Annotated in this window: 9 protein-coding genes and 3 pseudogenes; 2 read left to right on the top strand and 10 right to left on the bottom strand. The window is 59.9% G+C overall.

What is annotated here, in order from left to right:
* The first annotated feature begins 104 nt into the window (after positions 1 to 104).
* A protein-coding gene (locus EI171_RS39290; RefSeq protein WP_161536451.1) for an IS3-like element ISRj2 family transposase occupies positions 105 to 1,234 on the top strand; the annotation gives its coding sequence in 2 pieces (ribosomal slippage) (positions 105 to 357 and positions 357 to 1,234; 1,131 coding nt in all).
* 522 nt (positions 1,235 to 1,756) lie between these two features.
* Here EI171_RS39290 and EI171_RS39285 read toward each other — a convergent pair.
* The 8 genes and pseudogenes from EI171_RS39285 to EI171_RS46155 all read right to left on the bottom strand — a co-directional run.
* A pseudogene (locus EI171_RS39285) lies at positions 1,757 to 2,188 on the bottom strand (integrase core domain-containing protein); the annotation flags it as partial.
* Positions 2,189 to 2,684: 496 nt separating this feature from the next.
* Positions 2,685 to 4,031, bottom strand: coding sequence for an IS5 family transposase (locus EI171_RS39280; RefSeq protein ID WP_161532315.1), 1,347 nt, complete (start codon positions 4,029 to 4,031; stop codon positions 2,685 to 2,687).
* Positions 4,032 to 4,252: 221 nt separating this feature from the next.
* Positions 4,253 to 4,399, bottom strand: coding sequence for a transposase (locus EI171_RS46540; protein WP_143279288.1), 147 nt, complete (start codon positions 4,397 to 4,399; stop codon positions 4,253 to 4,255).
* Between the two features lie 170 nt (positions 4,400 to 4,569).
* Positions 4,570 to 6,921 (bottom strand): LPS-assembly protein LptD, encoded by a 2,352-nt coding sequence (locus EI171_RS39270; RefSeq protein ID WP_371740559.1) that lies wholly within the window; start codon positions 6,919 to 6,921, stop codon positions 4,570 to 4,572.
* Between the two features lie 946 nt (positions 6,922 to 7,867).
* Positions 7,868 to 8,737 (bottom strand): hypothetical protein, encoded by an 870-nt coding sequence (locus EI171_RS39265; RefSeq protein WP_246740380.1) that lies wholly within the window; start codon positions 8,735 to 8,737, stop codon positions 7,868 to 7,870.
* A gap of 915 nt (positions 8,738 to 9,652) precedes the next feature.
* Positions 9,653 to 9,808 (bottom strand): annotated as a pseudogene (locus EI171_RS39260) (transposase domain-containing protein); the annotation flags it as partial.
* 177 nt (positions 9,809 to 9,985) lie between these two features.
* Entirely contained in the window at positions 9,986 to 10,285 is a 300-nt protein-coding gene (locus EI171_RS39255) for a transposase (protein WP_161536449.1), read from the bottom strand.
* A 698-nt stretch (positions 10,286 to 10,983) separates the two neighbouring features.
* A complete protein-coding gene (locus EI171_RS46155) occupies positions 10,984 to 11,106 on the bottom strand; it encodes a transposase (RefSeq protein WP_246740379.1) in 123 nt (40 codons plus the stop codon).
* A gap of 496 nt (positions 11,107 to 11,602) precedes the next feature.
* Between EI171_RS46155 and EI171_RS46150 the strand changes: the two genes are divergently transcribed.
* Entirely contained in the window at positions 11,603 to 15,466 is a 3,864-nt protein-coding gene (locus EI171_RS46150) for a Ulp1 family isopeptidase (RefSeq protein ID WP_246740378.1), read from the top strand.
* 1,180 nt (positions 15,467 to 16,646) lie between these two features.
* Here EI171_RS46150 and EI171_RS46920 read toward each other — a convergent pair.
* Both EI171_RS46920 and EI171_RS39235 read right to left on the bottom strand, forming a co-directional pair.
* Positions 16,647 to 16,800 (bottom strand): annotated as a pseudogene (locus EI171_RS46920) (transposase domain-containing protein); the annotation flags it as partial.
* Between the two features lie 607 nt (positions 16,801 to 17,407).
* On the bottom strand, positions 17,408 to 18,952 hold the full coding sequence (locus tag EI171_RS39235) for an acyl-CoA dehydrogenase family protein (RefSeq protein ID WP_161536448.1): 1,545 nt from the start codon (positions 18,950 to 18,952) through the stop codon (positions 17,408 to 17,410).
* Positions 18,953 to 19,759 lie beyond the last annotated feature (807 nt).

Genomic DNA, 19,759 nt, shown 5'->3' with positions numbered 1-19,759 from the left:
GACGACGGGTCACAAGAGAGCTGGCCCCGCAAATTCGGACAGTAGCTTGAGTGGATTTTCTGCCTGACAGCGGCGAGGATTCTTGCTGCGAATCAGGAGCGAAGATGACGAAGAAGAGCCGCCGGACGCATTCTCCGGCATTCAAGGCGAAGGTTGCTTTGGCTGCGGTCAAAGGCGACAAGACCCTGGCGGAGCTGGCGCAACTGTTTGATGTTCATCCGAACCAGATCACGATCTGGAAAAACCAGCTCCTGGAAGGCGCCGCCGGCGTGTTTGGGCACGACAAGACATCGGCCGAGACGCCGGTCGATTTGAAGGCGTTACATGCCAAGATCGGCGAGCTGGCGTTGGAAAACGATTTTTTGTCCGGCGCGCTCACCAAGGCGGGCCTACTGAGCGCAAAGCGATGATCGACCGCGGTCATGATCTTTCTATCGTGCGCCAGGCGAAGGTCCTGAAGCTGGCTCGCAGCACGGTCTACTATGAACCTCGGCCAGTTTCGGCCGAGGACCTTGCCTTGATGCGTCGGCTCGATGAGCTGCATCTCGATTATCCCTTCGCGGGAGCGCGTATGCTGCGATCGTTGCTGCGGCGGGAGGGCGTATACGCCGGTCGCGGCCACATCGCGACGCTGATGAAGCGCATGGGGATCGAGGCGGTCTATCGTCGCCCGAACACGAGCAAGCCGGCTCCGGGTCACAAGATCTACCCGTACCTGTTGCGCGGATTGAAGATCGAGCGGCCCGACCATGCGTGGGCAATGGACATCACCTACATTCCGATGCGGCGTGGCTTCGTCTATCTCGCGGCGGTCGTCGATGTGTTCAGCCGACGGGTCCTGGCCCATCGCGTCTCGATCACAATGGAGGCGGCCTTCTGCGTCGAAGCGGTCCAGGAGGCGTTGGCGAAGCACGGCAGGCCCGAGATTTTCAACACGGATCAGGGCAGCCAGTTCACCAGCCTCGAGTTCACCGATGTGCTGCTGGACGCGAAGATCGCCATCAGCATGGACGGCAAGGGCGCCTGGCGCGACAGCGTGTTTGTCGAGCGGCTCTGGCGCACGGTCAAATACGAAGAAGTTTATCTCCGCGCCTACGACAGCGCGTCCGAGGCGCGAGCGTCAATTGCCAAGTATCTGGCCTTCTACAATCAGGGACGCCCTCACTCGAGCCTTGACGACCGCACGCCCGACGAGGCTTACTTCGGCACGCAAGCTATGGTGATGGCCGCATGACCGTCGCCGACGATTTTGTCGTCGCTCTGGTCGGGCTACGCCCTCCCGACGCAACGACAAAATCGTAAAGCCCCGCGTTCAGCATAACCCGGCAGGAATCCACTTAAATCCAGCGGGGCGCTGTCCAAACAACCGGGGCCAGCTCTCAAGGCAATCACTGGACGATCCGACGACGCGAATTGCGCACTCTTTGGAGCGAAAAGCATGTTCCTACCAAACGGCATAACGCGAAATTGTAGAACTGATGGCAAGGCTTGAACTGGCAGGGAATTGAAGTGGACCCTTTGCTGAGGACCACCGGGTCCGGTTCTTAAGTGGAGCTGCTGCCGTTCGTTCTTCCCATACGCTACTCTTGCGTGCCGCTGTTGTGGCTGCGGGATGTGGGCAACGCGCAGCGCTGTCCAAGCTTCTCGCTTGCGGGAAGCGACATATCCACAGCCTCTTCGCTGTAAAAGAAGGGACTTGAGCTGACAGTGAGTGCTTTGCCGCGGCAGGTGTCCGACAAAGGTTTCATGTCCGACCTCACGCAGCCGGCAACAATTTCTCTCTCGACAGAGCACTTGCGTCAAGCAATGTTTGCATCGGCGTCTTGCCGTAGCACCAGCGCCCCTGATGCGGGCGCACCTCATTGTAGGCAGCGATCCACTCATCGAGATCGCTCTGCAAGGCGGTGATGCTCGGATAGATCTTCTTGCGGAACACGACGCGATAGAACTCCTCGAGCGCGGTGCGGTGGAAGCGCTCAACAATGCCGTTGGTCTGTGGGCTCCTCGTCTTGGTGCGGGTGTGATCGATGTCTTCGACGGCGAGGTAGAGCTCGTATTCGTGATGCTCCGGATTGCCGCAATACTCGGTGCCGCGGTCGGTCAGGATTCGGTTCAGTGGGATGCCCCGCGCATCGAAGAACGGCACCACGCGATCATTCAACAGTTCAGCCGCACGCTGCGGGCTGCGCGGGAGCGCCCTTTGGGTGAGCGCTCCTGCTCGCCCGCAGCTCCATTCCCTGCCAGTTCAAACCTTGCCGTCAGATTAAGTCAAAACTTCTACACTCTTCGCCGAATGCGCCGGTTACAGCGGTCCGCCAGACCGCCATCGGCGCGCAGTTTTCCAGGCGCCTGATGCCTCCTCGATGTCTTGGTTCGTGCATGCAGGATTGTCGTATGCCGTTACGGAGCTGTTGGATATAAGTTGATGCGCCAAACGCACGCGCGCACGAGAGATTATCGAACCCGGCAATCCGATCGAACCGAGACACGACGCCGTCGGGCTCCGCTAGGTGCGGAGCGCCGCCGCCGCTCAATCCGAAGCCCGCCAATGCACAAAATCGATTCCCACAGGGGAAGCAAAATGACCTGATGATGTCTCTTGACGTGAGATTGCTCATACAAATCGCGCTCGACTGTCATTGTCCGATCTTGGCTTGCAGCTACTCGCGTTCGCGCGTCGATCGTTAATAAGCCGAATTGGGCTGAACTGGACAGTTGAGCGTTGGCCAGAGTGAGAGCAGGAAGAGGGACAAAAGGTCTCTGAGCCAAGCCAGGACACGGCGGAGGTTGTGGCCAACGGCCGAGAGGAGAACGTTAGCGGCATCTCCGGCGCGGCCTTTGAGATAGCAGCGGCCAAGGTGACCTTCGTTCTTCATGTGTCCGATGATGGGCTCGATGGCGGAACGGCGGCGTAGCTCGCGCTTGATGACGCCGAAGACGCCGCGCTTCTGGCCCGAGATGAAGACGCGGCGGGGATTTTGTGTGTCGTGGCCGCGATATCCCTTGTCGACATAGGCCCGTTCGATCGGGCAGCCGGTGAGGCTCTCGGTGCGCTCGATGACGTCGCGAAGGGTGTGACCGTCGTAGGGGTTGTCCGGCAGCGCGCAGGCGTGGAGCACGAACAAGCCGCCGGGAGCTCTTTGGTTGTTGGTGACGATGGATGCCTTCACGCCGAACTCATAGGGCGCGGCGGCCTTGCCCTTGCCGATGCACTCGACCTCCGGAGCATGGAAGGAATACAGCTTGAAGCCGCGCTGGCGCTGCTGCTGCGAGCGGATCTGGGTGGCTCGGCTCAGCGGCAGGGCGAATGCCTCCTCCAGTGCGGGCTGGCCCTCGGTCTTGCGGCGAATGTCGCGGATGATCCGGCCCAGCCGGCTGCGCAGAAGGCGCAGCTGTCGCTGATGCCGGTTGAATTGTTTGGCATGAGCGTAGCGGCCCGCCATCATTGCCGCGCTTTTGGCCACGCGAATATAGGATTGCCGGAGCCTGACCCCGTGCTTCCTCGCCAGGCGGTTCAACCCGCGGATCGCTGCATGCAGCAGCTTGGCGTCGGTCGGAAAGCTGATGGCCTTCGGTTGGACGGTCGTGTCGACCGTGACCCGCTTGAGGTCCTGGCTGCGCAACGCACCGCTCGCGTGCGCCACCCGAAGGCTCTCGGCCAACAACCGCTCCAGCTTGTCGCCGAGCCGCTTGCGCCAGTGGCTCAGGTCTGAGCGCTCATGCGGGAAAACGTGCTGGAAAAACTCTTCGCCTGTGAAGAACTGGAAGTACGGATCGTGGACCCAGCGCTCGCACACCCCCTCATCGGACAGGCCGTAGATGTGCTTGAGCAGCAGCAATCCGATCATGAATCGGGTCGCGATACCCGGCCTGCCGTTGTCGCTGTAGAGCGGCGCGATCTCGCCGTCGATCCAGTTCCAATCGACCCTGCCGGCGAGCAGAACCAGCTCGTGTCGCATGTTGATGATCTGGTCCAGCCGGGACCGGAACAGATCGTTCGAGCCTGTCGTCCTGTGCTTCTTTGGTCGCATCGGTGCCTCCGATGCAGCACAGAATCACGGTTCGCAGCGGCAGGGAAATCCAAAATCGAAATTGCAGGGTTTTGGGCTGTGAAGCCTCAATCCCCTGCAATCTCAAATGCCGCCGCAACCGGAAAACAGACTCCCAATCAAGTGCTTGGAGGCTTGTTCACGGACAACTCGCGCGCTTCCTCGCTCTCGCGCCCGACACCCGCGTCAAACGCTCCGGCCGCCTAGTCCAGCAGGTGCTTCTTCCATGCGTAGATCTGGTTCGGGTGAACCTCATAGCGCTGGGCCAGAACGGCCGCCGTCGCCTGCTCCAGCACCGCTTCCAATGCGCGGCCCTTAACTTCGCCCCTGGTCCCAAAACCGGGATCCATTTCAGTCTCAGCGGTCCCTCGGATAAGCGACATGGATGAAGTGGACCAGTTCTGCGCGTTCGTTGAACTCGAGCTTTCCCAGCACAGCCGTGACCGCTGCCCGCCATCGCGCGCCTCGGTCGTGGTGGTGACGTCGCCCGACGTGACCCGCATGCCGCGCTATCCGTGCCTCAGAAGCCGATTGCGATCGTCCCGAATGTTCGTAGACCTATACTTAGCATGTAGGTTTCATTCAAGACGGGGGGCACGCCACCTACTGTAAAATTGTAGGATTTCAGATAGTTCAATCCCAGCACCAAGCAATCGTCGACATAGCCGGCGCCGACCACGTATTGGTTGATCTTGTTGGCTTCGAGGTCCCAGCGGGCGGAGCCCTGCATGAGCCAGTTGGAGGCGACTTTCACCGATGCGGAGGTGAGAATGCCTTCGCGTCGCGTCAGGTAGCCGAGCTCCGGCTGCGGCGCGTAATTGCCGTACATCATGCTGAGCGACCAGCGGTCGAAATTGGCGCGGCCTTCAGCCTCGAAGCGCTGGACGTTCCAGGTTTGCTCGTCGAACCGGCCGCGGACACTGAAGGTGTAGGTTCGGTTCGGGGAGTAGTCGACGCTCGCGACATAGTCGGATCGCGGCTTGTCGAGACCTGAATCGAGGCCAGTATTGGTGGAATCCCGGACGGCAAACAGCTGGTAGGACTGCCCGAACAGCACCTTGACGGCGCCGCCCCTGTCGAACTGGGTGGTGGCCTGCACGCCGACATTGGCCCGGCCGCCGCCTTCGACGCGATCGTAGCCGGAGAACTTGTCGACGCTGAACAGTTTCGACGTTTCGAATACAAAGCTTTGCGCGTCCTCGTTCGGAAGCTTGCCGGCATAGGTCTCGTTCGGACGGATGATGACCTGCGCGATCGGCTCGATGGTGGTCGAGCCCCAGGGCTGAACGTTGATGAAGGGATAGCGGTATTCGAGGCCGACGGTCGGCATCAGGCGGAACGCCTGGGTGTCGCCGACGGGCAGGTAGTTCGACACGCCCGGCTGGTTCGAGACGTCGGCGTTGATCGCGTCAGCGCGCAGGATCGCGAAGGGCGTCCAGATCTCGCCGAACGGATCGGTGTAGGACTTGCGCCATTGCGCCTCCGCCGACAAGCGGGTGTAGGTGCCGGGGAAGCCGCGCAACAGGCACTGCGAAGGCGTGCGCGCGAGCGGATCGGCCGACGCCGTCGTGCACAGGCTGTTGGTGTTGGCGAGCGTCGTGATCGGATCGAACACGGCGGTATCACGCGACAGGTTCACGAAATTGGTCTTGTAGGAGACCTCGCCGCCGAAGATCGGATAGTTGAGCACGTTCGAGTAGTCGATCACGGGATAGATGACCGGAACCTGCTGCTGGTTACCCGAGAAGCTCAGGAAGTACATCGTGCGGGCATCGAAGAAGCTGCGATTGCCGACGCCGGTCAGATAGAGCTGCGAGATGGCTTCCGTCGGCAGATTCAGGAACGATCCAAGCGGATCGCGATACGCCGCCAGGCGATAGTCCGACATGAAATAGTAATCGGACAGCAGAACGCCGTCCCAGCCCCACACCCATTTGTCATTCAGTGCGAACTGGCCCTTGGTCTCGACGCCGCCACGGATCTGGCGGTCGCCGGGCTGGCCGGGGAAATTGCCGCGATTAAGCTGATGGATCCCGTAGGCGCGGATCTGGTAGGCGCCGTCCAGCAGGCGCTGGCGGAATTCGGTCTGCAATAGCACGCCCTGCTTGGAGGTGATGCGCGGGTTGAAGGTCGCGTCCATATCGGGCGCGATCGCCCAGTAGAACGGGACTTCGATGCCGTAGCCGAACGCCGTATAGGAGGTGAAGCCCGGCATCAGGAAGCCGGTCTTGCGCTTCACGGTCGGGTCGGGCGTCGAGAAATAGGGCATGTAGGCGAGCGGAACGCCGATGAATTCGAGCTGCGCCGTCTCGAAATACAGCATCTTCTCCTGCTGGTCGTGGATGATGCGGGCACCCTTGACCTGCCAGAGCGGCGGCTTCTTCGGATCGTCCCTGCAGGGTGCGCAGGCCGTGTAGACGCCGTTCTCGAACACGGTGTAGTTGCCGCTGGAGCGGTCGGCGCGGGTCGCAGCCATCCGCGTCTGGTCGGCGGTGTCGACCCGGAGCGAATCAACGAAGCCATCGCGATAGTCGTCGGACAGATCCAGAATCTCGGCATAGGTGATCTTACCCTCCGTATCCGTCATGCGGGTGTTGCCCTCGGCATGCAGCCGCTTGGTCTTCTGGTCGTAGATGACCTTGTCGGCCTCGAAGCTGGTGCCGTTGTAGAACAGCTGCACGTTGCCGACCGCCGAGATCCGCGAATTGTTGTAATCGTAGACGACCTCGGTCGCCTGAACCAGCATCTGGTTGTCGTTGGCGACCTTCGGCGGCTTCGGACGCGGCGGCAGCGGATTGTAGGTGAAGCTCTGGGCGGATGCCTTAACGACGGGGCCGAAACCAGTCGCGATGACAAGGGCTATGGCAAGCAAGCAGTGGCAGACTAGCGACGTGAAGAGCCACGGATCGCGCCCCGGCGCGACCGCAATCAGTTTGTGACGATGCGCAGCCACAGCCACTAACCTTTCCGTCGGGTCAGCAAGGCCAACAATCTGATAAAGCGGCCAACCAGTACTGGCGGCCAGACGGAAGTCACCAGATGCATGAACGCACATTTTCTTGACGTCCAGATGCAACTAGCCACAACCAGTGAACACAAAGATGGTGAACACGGTACCTCAACTGCATGGGAAGGCTCAGACCGAAGCCGCAAATAACGCAACCGCGCCGGGGCCAGAGCCCAATGCTGTGTTCTGCTCCCCCGTTTGCGGATTGGCACCAGGGCTTCACTGCTGGCCCAAAGTCGGCCCAGCCGGCCTGCCGCCGGCTAGAAGCGCAATGGTGGTGGCTACTCAAAGAAGAACTCCAAATCGCATCATGCACTCTGTCCAATACCGAGCGCCTGCGCAAACGAAGCAAGCTGCATGCCGCTCGAAGATAGAGCCTCAAGCGGGTTCGTTCATGGGACGTGCGTCCGGTTGTCGACATTGGTCCGAACCAGACAATCGAGCCCTTGGCAGGGTATCGGTAGTTGGTGAAACGCACGATTTCATTAGTGCGTGTAAGCGGTCGTCAGCCCAGATGGCGATTGATGAGGGCGCGCCGCCTGTGTTCGATGAGGGACCAGATCGTCGATCGTCGACGCCCAAGTTATGAAGACTGCCTGCCAGTTGTCCGCTAACCCGCACCCCGACGCGCCCACACGATTATCAAGCGACGGCATGCACCGCACTTTTCAATTCGGCACGCTTCACGGCCAGAGGGCGGGTGCTCGACGACATGGAATGGCTGGGCGACGAGCATATCGGGCGGATTACGCTCAATCCGGATCTGGCGACCCGGACTCGTTCGTGGAGTTCGCGAAGCCCACGTGCTGCGCTACACTATCGCTCCCCTTCCATTATTATTTCCGAGCAGGCAACCGCCCATAATGCCATTTGTTGCATTAGCAGCCCAGTTGTTCGCGAACAAATCATCGACATCCTTGCTCGGGAGTCCCCCGCCGGGATTCGCCGCTTGTTGAACAAAGGCTTGCGCCAGCGAGTGCCGAAACGCAGAGATGCTTTCCGCATCCGTGGGCGAGATCGCGCAGACCAAAGCTTTACTGTCGGCATCCATAAAGACCTTTGGACCAAAAGCAGTACCGCTCGGGTTTAACGCCATGATCAACGTGAAGCTAATTGTGACCCCGGCTGAGGTCGTAAAACTATGAGGTGCCAAAGAGACTGGCCTCTGCATCAGCATCGGACCGGCAGGCGCCTCCGCACGGAGAGCCGGACTATTCTGCCGGAACGATCCTGCAAGCGCGAACGACGCCACTCGGCACCCTTTGTCTGCTCTCCTCTTTAGAACGTCTTCGTCGGGACAATATGACGGCTCGTCACTGCTCAGCGTCATCGATCGACAGCGCAGACGGGAGGGCGCTGGAAGAATCACAGGAGCCGATACAGCGTTGCACGGTGCCTTCGCATTAGCCCCATTGACGCTGAACAGATCCGCACCCCCCTCAAAGATCTTTCTTCGTGCGGGCTGGTTGTCACCGAAAAGAAGGAGAGCGCGGCATTCCGACTGAAAATTATCAACAAGTAGCATAGAAGAAACAATCAGCATCCCGGCGCAATCACTCCGATAGCCGGGGTGTTTTTCGATGGCTCCGCGAATGCTCGCCACCAGCAAAAGCAAGGCCGCGAGCACGCTCACGAAGTACACAAACACCAACCTGGTGAACTCAATCGATACGGTCCTCATCAAAGAGGTTCCTTCACCCCAATGTTATGGGCCATCACGTGCGAACCGATGTCCGCGTTGGCACTGAGTTCTGATGCCACATTCGTGCCAAAGGCCACTGTTGTTCGCGGAAGCTTGTCACTTGCGTTCGCCGACCGACGCCTGGGTATAAACCCCTTGCTGAGCAGAGCGACAATCTCGATGTCCATAAGAACAAATGGCCGTCGGCATCACGTCTGATACGTCCGACGCGATATGAGGGCGGAGGCGCCAAGCCAACGCGACCTTATCGCTTGAGCCTAGTGTTTTGTTGCCTCAGAGCAAGCTGACGATCACGGCGCTCGTGGCGACACGCAAGAAGGCAACCTTCAGCTTCACCCACTCTGTGACAGCGATCCGAGATCTTCGTAGATGAACCAAGCATGGACGTGCCGATGAAAATCGCAGCTTGCTCTGCGTCTTCTACGAATGTTTGTAGCGTCGACAATCAGACATTGTTTCAGAGCTGACAATCGACGCTGTTAGAGTCTGACAGCACGCTGCGCAAGAAGGGGTGGCATCCCGGTCCATAGTCTATATCTCGTCATCAGGACTTTAGAGATGATCAGAGTTACGGCTGTGACGCTATGTAACCGTCCACGCAGCCTCACTGATCGTCAGACCTGCCTGCGGTCGTAATCATGTCCCCCCATACTCACAGGCAGTGGCGGGCTCGCCGCCCGCTCGGTTGGGTGTCGCCGGGCGTTGAATACCCTCAATTGTGGGCTTCGAAATTCCCTAGCTGGCATCCCAGCATCAAGGGGCCGCGGCGCGTTGGCCTCACTTTCAATCCGCCCTTTAATTGCGGGTAGGTACGCATACGACGAAGACGACGAAGACCGCCTGATTGACGCATGCGCGCGGGCGTGGCGAGCTCTATGATGGGCTGCGCGAAGGTTAGGCGACCTGCTGATCGGTGGCCTTGTCGGCTTGGCGCAGGAGCTTCCATTCCCAGGGCAGCAGCACGCGCAGACGCGATGGGGGAAGATCGGCGATACGGGCCAGGACGTCGGCGAGCCAGCCCTTGGGATCGACGTCGTTGAGACGAGCAGATCCTGCCATCGTCGAGGAAGCGAGCGAAGTCGCAACCGTCACGACATTGAAGGGACGCCTGCCGAGCAGCTCTGCTATCCAGGTATTGGTGACTTGTGGAGACCGCGGCCCGTACAGTTCGCGTTTGTGTTTCTCGATCCGCAGCTCGAGATGCGCCGTACCGGGATCATCGACGCATCAGAGCATCGAGAACTCGACGCAGCGCTTCGTCATCAACGGCGCTTCGGCCACATCCCGCGGCGGCACAGACGGGCTAATCTCGACCGGCATCAACGGCGCTACACTCGTTTCACCGTGCTTGCAAAGCTCTTTGCGCACCCTGAACAGCTGGCTCACATGAAGGCTGGCCATGCGAGGCACCTCGGGAACTGTAGCCCCGAGCCCGAGCGATGCTGCAACGAGCCGTTCCTTTTCATCTTGCGACCACCGCCGCCGCCGCTCGACCGATGTGATCACCTCCGCCCGCGAAATCGTCATAGCGCTTCTCCTGGGATTACCCCTAGGACCTGCAGCACTCGCGTCCATCAAACAAGGCGGTCCTCAACGGCCTCAACGGAGGAATACGCGGGTTGTTGTCGAGCTATTATTCTTTCTCTCTAGTGACATGCCGGCAGCGATTGCTCCGTCGGAGCTGTCGGGGTTGCGGAGACGGAGCGATCGCGGAGACGATCGCCGATGGGATTGGATAATCGATGTCGTTGGCGGCTTCAGCGTGATTGGGTTTGATGTCGCAGCTGGGGTCATGGTCATTCCCGTTTCGCAAGCGCCTCATGATGACGTCCGGATCGCGCGCCTCAACATTTGCGGCGGAGTGCGGACGAACCGTCACCAGCCGATTGACCGAGGTCGCCACGACCACCGTCCCCGCGGGACATCGCCAGTCCGGCGGACCGGACTATGAACTTGCAAAATAGGATTGGGCCTCTTTCGCCTGCCCCCAGTCGAACGATGTGCCGTCGACCCAGATGAAGTGCAGGTTACGGCGATCTTCCGGGCAATGGCTACCTTTGCCTTCCTCATGCCAATCCGCTTGCGAGGTTCATCCCCCCGGCCTTGAGGCAAGTCCATTTCTTTGTTCGATACAGCAGAACGGTCGCGGCCTCGAGCTGTAAGTTCGGAGAAGTCGGTCGCCCCATCGGGATATCTTGCTGTTGGTGTCAGTTTCGCCAGATTGGTTACGTACGCGGCGTAAGGCCCAGGTGGGCGCCGATCGTCGAGGCCGATCGGAAGCGCGGAGGGTCATCGATCGTGTGGCGGAACGTTAGGGCGTTCACGACGCTGACACCCGGGACCGTCATCTGAGGCGCGTCGTCTCGTGCTGTTTTGCCAAACGACGGAGTTCGTCATCAAATTTGCACCGTTGTTTACTGACGTTCTCGCGGATCGACAAGAGCGGCGCTATCACGCTCAGAAGCTGATGATCATCGCCCAAGAGCTCGTGGACCTAGTGGCGGAACTGCAGGCCGATTGCGCGAGGGAACAATAATCCATACTCCTTGATCAGGCTGCGAGCCCTTACTCCATGCCGAAACACACTCCCGTACTCCTCAAGGTCGGGGACTAGAGCGCTTGCGGCCGCTGAGCAGCAGGCTAGGCCGTAGCGATCCGAATATAGACAAAACCACGACAGTCGGTCGTCGGTACTTTGACAGTCACGATTTTTCGTTTGGCACGATTCGCGATTGAGCGTCTTGGAAGAAGACCCTTGCCGTCCAATTCATTCTATCAACGTCAGCTTTTGGAAAGCTAACGCTCGTAGCTAGGGAACCAGATCAGCGAGGCCAGCGGACGAACATGGAGCGACTCAACAATATCAACCGAGCCGGCAATGATTCCGCTGTGTCTGATACTCCCGCGGAGCAATCGCAGCAGCAGCGAGCGCAGTTTGAGCAGCACCTGGGAGACGCGCGATCGGTCGGTCCCGTATATTCCCATAGAGAGCTTCACGACGTCAGTGAGGAAGACGATCGCCTCATCCAGGCTGCGTTGGCCGACGCCCTCGAGCGAAGGCCACCGCCCAATCCAACCACCGTGAGCGTTTATGATCGTCAACTTCGCCAATTGGCTGCTGCGCTGAAGCAGTCTGGCAAATCAATCGCTGGCCTCGATGGCGATACGTTGCTCGGTTGCGCCAAGCAGCTGTTTCCAAACGACAAGATCATTGCCCCAGCATTGTTAATGGTCAGGCGGTACCGCAAGTCTTATGCCATCGCTCGGCCCGCCACAACACATCATCGTCCTTATCGTCCTTCCATAGAAGATGAACGTCTCATCAGGGAGGCAAGTGAGGCAGGTTTTGGTCGAGGGATCAGCGCGAAAACCGCCGAGACCTATGCGAGCTGTCTGCGGAAGCTGGCGGCAGCGCTCCGACCGTTGTCTATGGCCAAGCTCGGTGATGATACCCTGCTCGGTCACGCCGACACTTTGTTTCAGAATGACAGGGGGCTCATCTCCGCCTTGAACGGTCTTCGCGAATATCGTGCGATCATCGGTCACAGCAATTTGGGCGCAGAAGGAGGCAGCTCGCGGCAGGCCATTCAGCCGGCTGCCCCTTCGCCCATGCGGCTTGTCGATGAGCAGCGCTTGGGAGACGCTGCGGATCGCGGCTGCTCGTTGCGGGCTGACGGTTTCAATACTCTGCAGCTTTGGCAGGGACCGAGTTCAGCCGCTCATTCTCCGATACAAAGTGTCGCCCAGAACGTGCTTTTCGACGCAGCGGAGCCGAGCGCCGAGTCTCCAGCTCCGGATCTCGATGCACCAGTGCTCTGGCAACATAAGCGTTCAGTCTCTCCCTCGCTCGTGCAGAGTTTCGCCCAGGACGAGCTCCTCGATGGCGTGAATTGGGACGGCTCCAAGTCTGCTGATGGTCTCGATGCGTCGGAGCTTTGGCCAGAAATAGCGGGTGCCGCGCAGCCGCCGGAAACTGTCCGCCAGGACGAGCTTTTGGATCCCGCAAGCTGGCCGCCCGCCTCGCGGCCGCGGTATTCCGGCCCTGAAGACTACTTTCACAGGATGATCGACCAGCGCGATGCGGCTTCGGTAGCGCTTCAACAGACGCTCCCTGCAACCAGTGAGAGCTTCGATGCTTCTTTGGCTGTTCCCGAGGACTTCTCTCACGGCACCCAGCCCGCGCCGGATATGATGCGCTCCAAGCTGGGCCGCTGGGGCCTATTGCCTGATGCAGCACAGCGGGTTAAGACCTACGACATTCGGGGTGAATGCTATGCGGCCGTGTTAGGACCGGGAGGGCTCAACGATGTTCAGCTCATCCATCTGCGCTCTCCCGCTATCGGCGATATCTTTGATGTATCGTTCGCCGTTCCCAAGGACTTTTACCATTGCACCCAGCCCGCACCCGACTTGATGCTGTCCAAGTTAGGTGAGTGGGACTTCTTGCCTAATGCGGAATATCCGATGATGAGCTACGAAATTGGCGGCGAACGTTACACGGCCGTGTTGGGACCGGGGGGATCCAAAGACGTTCAACTCATTCATCACCCCCAGCCCGCCTTGTTTGGTGAAGCTGCGCCTACGGTGCCGAGGGCATCCTCAGATATCTACGGCGGTCTTGCATTAGGGGTTGATTCGCCGCCGTCTTTCCAATTGCAAGAGCATCAAACGGGACATGCCGGGCAAGAGCAATTTCAGGGGCACTTGGGCGAGGTGGGCCGAGCCAACGCCGCAATTCCGGCTTCCGGCATCGTGGTCCGGCCAGACCCGTTTCATCCTCATCTGTCTCAGGATGATCTGGACCTCATCGACGCCGCGGTTCAGGCGCGGCGGAAACTGCGATCGAGTACCGTGAGGCAATATATTGGGTATCTTCGCAAATTGGTAAATCACCTCAAGTCTGAGGGCAAAACGTTTGAAGGCCTTGCTCACGACTCGTTGATCGAGCTCGCTGCCACCGTATTCCCGAAGAGGGAATTGGTTCCCGCCTTGGAGGCGCTTCGTAAGTATCGCGAACGCAGTGCTCCGGCTGTTCGAGACGACCACGGGCCTGTCGACGGGCCAGCTCGCGGGGAGCGCGCCTCTATCAGGAGCGGCTCTCGACAGGACCGACAGGCTGCCGCCCCGCCAGTCCCAGCTGTCAACGAGGAGCAGAACCACCAGGGCACGGACGAGCTGACGGACGCACGTGTCAGGACCAGCCGCCTGCCAGGCGAGGAGCTCCTCATCAACGGCGGGCATGCTACAGCGGACTTGAGGCCAGCGAAGAGGCAGAGGACTTTTAACAATCCGCAAGGCGTCGACATTGAGCGGCAGCTGAGCGATGGCAAGGCAGGCGGTGGCGTGCTGATCCAGGCCCCTCTCGCGGCTCGTGTGCTCATGCAAGACGCCGGCCCGCCGCCGTCTCTCAAGCCAACAGCGCTCCATCACCAGGCGCCGGATTTCGGAGAGGCCGTTCCTCCCTTGAACTGGCGGCACGGCGACCAGAGCGCGCCGGACAAGCTGATCGTTGCGCTTGACGGGAGCGGCGTCCTGCCGAGCCAGGACAACCGACCGACCAGCTTCGTGATCAACGATGACCGTTACACGGCGTTGTTGGTGCCCGCGGGAGTGATGAGGCAGAGCATCCCACTCAATCAGCCAGGCGCTGCCATTCGTCTTAATTATCGGCCGGAAAACGCTCCGCATTCCAGCGCGCAGCTGGGGGATGGGGCGTTGCCAGAGCTGCGTGCACGGAGGATGGAGCAAGTCGCGGCGGCGTCCGACAGGGCTGAGGAAACCTCGCCAGCGCTCGGCGAGACTTTTGATGCTTCATCGGCCCTTCCCGAGGGCTTTTCCCACGGCAACCACCCCGCCTCGGAGATGATGCTCCCTCGCGGTGAGTACGGCAGATCGCTGTTGGGACCGGACGGGCGCAATGACGTTCAGCTCATCCGTCACACCCGAATTGGTAGTCAAGCTGTGCCAGCGGCAGCCGCGATGGATCCGTCAGACATCTACGGCGGTCTTGCCTCTCTGGTTGATTTGCCGTCCAATCCGCAGGAGTTGAGCGATGAGGCTGACTATCCGTTGATGCTCCCGCGCGCACCGTTCGATGCTCAGATCGGGGCAGCCTCGCTCGCCGGCCGCAGAGGACTTGAGCTCGATGCCATGGCATGGCTGGGCGACGAGCATATCGAGAGGGATTACGAGCTCCTGGCGCAGGAGTTGCAGCGGGCCAATCCGGATCTCGCCGCCCGGACGCGGTTCGTGGATCCCCTCGAAGCCCTTTATAGGCAGCGCTGGGGCTCCGTGAGCGTCGCGCGAGGCTCATTCGACCGCATCGTTTCTAATCGGAATGGAGAGGATACAGCCGACTTCGTGTTCCTGCCGCTGAATGATGCCAGTCCGGATCGCCGCGGCACGCATTGGTCGCTGCTGTTCATTGATCGCCGCGATCGGGAAAAGCCGGTCGCCTATCACTACGACTCCATCGAGACCATGAACTGGGGCATTGCAAAAGCGCTCGCGGAAAAGCTTGACCTTCACCTGGAGCCAGCCCGCATCGCCCAGCAGGAGAACGGTTATGATTGCGGCGTCTTTGTCGTTGACGGCACGCGGGCGCTGGTTGGTCGATTAGCGCAAGGAGAGCGGCCAGAGCACGAGCCGCTGGACCTCGACAATCTCGTCGCCGATCGGCGGGCACTCCAGGACCGACTGAGGGGCTGATCCTCCTTGGGCTGATGGAGCTGGTGGAACGGCTCTCACCGACACCAGACTGTGCGGCGGACCGAACCAGAGGTTCAGGGGCAACGGTTACCTCCCTCTGTTTTGGGGATCGGCCGGTCCGTCGAGACGCGGCCTCTTTTCAAATCATTGGCAAGCCGGCGAGGAACAAGTCGATCGGCGGACCGCAGTAGTCGATCGCCCGCCCGACTTCAGGGGCGGCTAGATCTTGCTGCGCCAGCAACTCGATCGATTTCTAAGCTATGCAGATTACCCGCGATCGGGCTCGAACCGCGTCGGAGATACGTGGGGTCGGCTGCCAGGCGTTAGTGCGGTGGCGTCGCGCACTATGAGATTTCCGGATGCTTGCACCTATGTCGAATACGCGCGATTTGCTAACGACTGTTGATCGAACCCTACAAACGTCGTGACTGGCTGATGGGAGCCGTGACCAAACGACTCCGGGAGGAGTTCGCCAAGCCGCAGGTGGGGCGCAGCATTGAAGGTGGGCTCGCCCTAACCGGCAGCGATGTCCCCAGCTTGACGCATTACTCTTTGGAATTGGTCCAGCTTGCACCGACTACATGGTCATTTGCCAATTTTCTTCCCGAATAATGCGAGGTGACATTCTGATTTACGGCCCGTGCCCATTCTCGGCGGAGCGGCGCAAGCTGGCTATTAAGCTTGATCTGGAAGACCGTCGCCCGGTGGCTTGGATATGATTCCAATCTCACACGGAAGCAGCGCGGGCGCGACTCGGCGCTGGTCCGGCTGGGATGGATCAGACGCTGTCCCTGCCACGCCCGCACTACTGAGTGAAGTTAGCAGAAACGTGACTCGGCGCCCCAAAAGCCCCACGCATACACAGGGCAAGCGCTGTCCCTACCACGCGCCGCTAACTTCAACGGCGTTGTACGCGGACTAGCTTTCCGAAAGCTGACGAACCCGACGCGATTCACAAAACGAAAAGTGGCCGGTGTGGGTCGGTGCCCTCTGTCTGGAAACCACCCATCTGGCCAGCGGATCGCCCGATGCGGTTGTCAGGCCTGAAGCCCCCGATCACTACCAGTGTCGATTACCGCCGCCGCTAGCTAGTGCATCCGCCGTGCTTGGACCGACCAAGTTGCCGTTGGCGTGCCGGTAAAGACCGATCACACATTAAGGTAGAACGTAAGCGCCGCTCTCAGACCACGGCTCTGAAGGTTTGACCTCGGTAGGCCCAGGGCAGTAGCTGGTCCATGTCGCGGTTTGGATGCCCGTTGACGATCCTGTCGGACGTTCGTGAGATAGGCGAGGGGATCGACGTCGTTGATCTTGCACGACTCGAACATGCGAGCAGCGAACCATCAGGCCGCTTACACATGGCTGATGGGTGCCTGGCTTGGCCGCTCATGCCCAAAATAACAGATGCCCCATGGCACTAGCTAGGTCATGGCGGATCTCGTTGCAGCATGCGCTTGGGCGCCGTCATCCCAACGGAGCGGAACAGTACCAAAAACGAAGGGCTTGGGCTTTTGTGTGCGTGGGGCGGCACCGCGTCCTTGGGCGGTACATGACGTTTCTCGGGCGCATTACGAGAAAGGTCGGAAGCCGCATCCCTATCGCGCAGTCGCCCGGGCGCAAAAGCACGGTGGTTTAGTATCGAACATGGAAGCCCCCGAAACGGTGGCTGGCCATCACGGACAAGGGACAGAACGTGCTCAAGTTCATGGATGCGGCCGACCGTTGTCGAGCCACAGCCGGTCGAGGAGGCGGTGCTCCTCCTGAACGCGCAAGCCTTTGCTGCGGCCGGCGCTGCCCGGAAGCGAGCTTGGGTTAGGGCCTCATAGCAGAGCCTGCCGGATTCAGAGGTGGCAGTGTTCAGGGACGCCTCGGCTTTGCGCAGCTGCGTCGTCGCGCGCGGCCCCACCACGTGGAAAGACGTCCGGCACCCATAGCTAGATGTCAGACATACTGCACCAGTTTGAGGTAATCGTCTGTGAGGACAGGTGAACGAATGGAACAGGCCGCGTCTTGAAGGAAGGTGGTCAGAGTCCGGCTGGCCCGATTGCGGCCTTCGAAAGATTGCCGTGCCGGCGCGCGAGTACGGAGAATTGCTAATTCGGAACTGACCAGGTCAGCCGCTGCTGCGGCGCAATCTGAGGCAGAGAAGCAACCAGCAGACATGACAGCCTGTGCCAGTCCCAGTGTGGTGAGCCAACCCGCATAGATCAGCACGGCACCGTCGGTCTCACTGAGCGCAGAGAGTTCCTCAAGTACAGCAGCATGGACTGATGCCGCACCAACAGACCGAAAGAGATCGGCTATCTCGTCCCGCGTGGCTCTAGAGAGGAGGCAGCGGCCGAGATGTGATAGGAGCGCCTCAGTCGGACCTTCGAAGATGCGAAGGATGCGAGCGTCTCGATAGATTTTGGCTAAAGGCGTTCCCTCATCGTAACCACGGCCACCTAACAGCTGGACGCATTGATCAGCGACAAGGCCGCACCACTCCGAGGACAAAACCTTCGTTGCCGACGCAAGGTGGACGTTGGGCGCGCCCTGCGCTGAAACAAGTCGGCAGGATGCTGCCAGCATCGCCTTCACTACTTCCCGCCGCAGCACCATCTGCCCAAATAACTGCTCGATATAGCTGTTCTCGATCATGCGCAGTTTACCGAGTCGACGATGGCTCGCATAAGAAGCTGCGACCTGGATAGCGCGCTCAAGCGCTCCAAGACCCATAGCGGCCACACCGATACGGCCGCGGTTCATACTAGATGTCGCCGCGCCCCAGCCGTCTTGATCGCGAGAGAGCACGTAAGCACGCGGCACCTCGACATCCTGGAACTCCAGAGTATTCTGAATAATGCCACGTAGACCGAGTGTGCGATGCTCGTGCGTGACCTTTAGGCCTGGAGCCTGCCTGTCAACGAGTACACCAACGAGCCGACCTTTCGCATCGAGACCAGACGCGCGCGCAAAGCAAACGATCCAGCGGGCCCAGTCAGCGAGGCCGATCCAGATCTTGCGGCCAGAGATACGAACTTTATCTTCGTGCATGAGAGCCGAAGCCTCTATATGCCTCGGGGCAGAGCCAGCTCCAGGCTCCGTCAAAGCGAAAGCGCAGAGATCGCCGCGTGTTGCACCCCAAATGATATGCTTTTGTTCGGGGATGTGCGGTGCCGCTTCGATGCAGGGCAAGGCCAGGAAGTTATGGATGACGAGGGTAGAGGCAGCGGAGACATCAAAGGATGCAGTGGCGGAGATGAGGTCGATGGCCTCTTGCAACGGAAGAGCTAACCCGCCGTGCTCTCCTGGTGTGGTGAGCCCGAACAGTCCATGCCTTGCCAATATGCTGTGTAGGGTGGGAGGGAATGCTCGGCGGTCGTCCGCGTCTGCGAAATTCAGCTGACTGAGGTCAGCGATTAAACCGGAGTATAGTGCAGCTGCACGGCCTTCAGCTGTGCGTTCCTGCGCCTCCCCGAATTGGGCGTAAACCTGAGTTTGCATAGCCATAAGGTCCACAATGATCCCGGCCGCGCTTCGTGCCAATTCATCCCCGGGGTTAGCTCGGTTACACATTGGTATAGTGTGGATGCAAGTATAAGCACGTTGTCCGGGACTGGGATCTATTGCGGCCGCCGCATGGGTCTCCCGTCAAGATGCGTCTTGTCGATATGACCTATCGGAGGCGCACGCTCGTTTCAGTGACCTCCCATTCTCCTCAAGACTCACTCAGGGTTGTCGCTTGGTGTTTCGTCCCTAAGAGAGCCTCCTGGGGAGACATCCGTCATGCACCGATCGCCAGGATAGCGAGCCGATACGTGACATATGGCACTTAAATCATGTTCACCGCCACTCCGTGGTTGTTCGGCATAGCGCGGACATACGCGCTTGTCGCTCAAGACTGCAAGCAATCGCTCGCATCGTGTTCACGGTCGCCGACCTTGATCTCTCGCGACGGGCACTCGGGACTTCAAACGGTGATGTCGGACAATGGTCAAGGCAGGAACGCATTTCGAAAGTGAACCGACACCGGCGTTTCGATCGCTGGGCCGGCTCCTTGTGCAAGGCCCCATGATCGTCATTTGTGCAGTTCAGCTAGTCCTTGCTCGCGGACACCACTGCGGATCCGTTGTCAAGAACCGCCTTGAAGACCTTCTTAAGGTTCGGGTCCAGCAGGATCTCCTCTGCAGCGCTGAAATCCGCGATGGGGTGCCACGTCATGCCTGCGCCGGGAGATGGCAAGGCGGATGGCTCGAAAGTGGACGCGCTTCGGCCTGGCCCTTCGTCAGACGGGCCTTGCTCAATGAATTT

It is taken from the genome of Bradyrhizobium sp. LCT2 (assembly GCF_009931255.1).
GTDB classification, from domain to species: Bacteria; Pseudomonadota; Alphaproteobacteria; order Rhizobiales; family Xanthobacteraceae; genus Bradyrhizobium; species Bradyrhizobium diazoefficiens.
Note: the sequence above shows the minus strand (reverse complement) of the source record. Positions and strands in the feature narration are given on the sequence as shown.